We start from the raw sequence: 1,462 nt of genomic DNA on the forward strand, positions 1-1,462 counted from the left end.
TCACCAATAGACATAAGGTCGACTGCATTCATCTTATGAACGACATGCCCATCAACTACCGCTCCACAACGTGCCGAATGCCCTGACCAACAACGACCTTTAAATACACTTTGTCGTTCATATGCTTTGCGGAACAATCTAAGTACGGATACACCATTCATAGGTTTTAATGGGTCCTTAATCTGTCCATTTTTCAGAATCCAACCAAAAATATAATATTCCTGATCTTCGACTGGACTTGAAGGGGTTACATGGTTGTAAAGCTCTACTCCTTTTTCTACAAGTTCAATATATTTCTTCACGATCCCTGCATACCTGCCAATGATAGACTTTTTGGGTGGCGCCGCAGATGTCTTAGATTTTGTCCTCACTATAGTGACAGTGTCACCAGAAATGATGACGTTTTTACGTTTTAAAGTAAAGATCTCTTCTTCTCGAAGAGCAGTAGAGTATGCAATGGTCATGTATGCTAGGTCTTTGAAAAGCTTTGGCCCAGCTTGTTCAAGTGTACCAACTATTTCGATCTGTCTGTTCAAATCGCTTGCTCTGAATGGTGAAGCAACTTTTTGCTCTACCTTTGATAAATCAGATTCTGCCATATCCTTTTTTACACCCCTGAAAAAGTCTTTTATAAGCTTGTCTTCAGTAACGTTGGCGAATCCTAGTTGATTCAAAAATATGGCTATGAGGTTCTTTCGGCTCATTAGTGTCGCATAAGACACTTTCTGTTCATTTTTTAGGTGTAGTATCCAGTAGTAAAACATTCTTGGATGTATAGGAAATGCGTAGGCTAATTCAATATACTCAGTAAATCTTATCCAAGAGCGAACAGCGGAAAACATGTTTTTTTGTGTTGCCTTCGAAAAACCACCACGTGTAGCCTCGAATATGGCCATGTTATCTAGAATTGTCTTTAGGTTTGGGTGATCAGGGTCAATTGCACCGTCAAGTTCAGGCAAAGGGATTTTAAATCGTGAAAGATTTTCTTTTTCTTTGTTATTGCCTAGTTCTAATGCCTTAATCTTTTCCAATCCGGATGCAGGAATTGGAAAATTTTGCTTAGTAATCTCCACGTTCACCTCCAAAAATAAAGTGTTACGCTGTCACCTGTAACGCTAACCTTAACGACCAAAAAATGTAATATAACTCAAATTATACTACACTTTATAATCATGTCTATTTATACAGTGCTATTTGTTTGTTGAGTTTATATGAATTATTCGAAGATTAGCTTAACGAAAACAAAGCGAGGTACTAAAGTAAAACCCACATAATAACCTATGGTTCTACATAGTCTGCTAGACTGCGTAAGGGAATATTACTTGAATATAGATAAAAAAAAGGCAACATTTAAAGTTGCCTTGTGCTGTTAGGTTTGAAATCAGTTGCTTACTGAAGTCAATTGACCATTGGATAAGTCTTCCAGTGGTGGATAATCAGGGAGTCCATAGTCAGATCGTAA

General features: G+C 37.8%; 1 protein-coding gene. It reads right to left on the minus strand.

All coding sequences use genetic code 11. The features are described from left to right. Positions 1–1,073: site-specific integrase (locus IQR33_RS18015; protein ID WP_193843902.1), on the minus strand; the 1,073-nt coding region annotated here is incomplete at its 3' end. Between the last annotated feature and the right edge of the window lie 389 nt (positions 1,074–1,462).

It is taken from the genome of Vibrio sp. OPT46 (assembly GCF_015163535.1).
Lineage (GTDB): Bacteria > Pseudomonadota > Gammaproteobacteria > Enterobacterales > Vibrionaceae > Vibrio > Vibrio alginolyticus.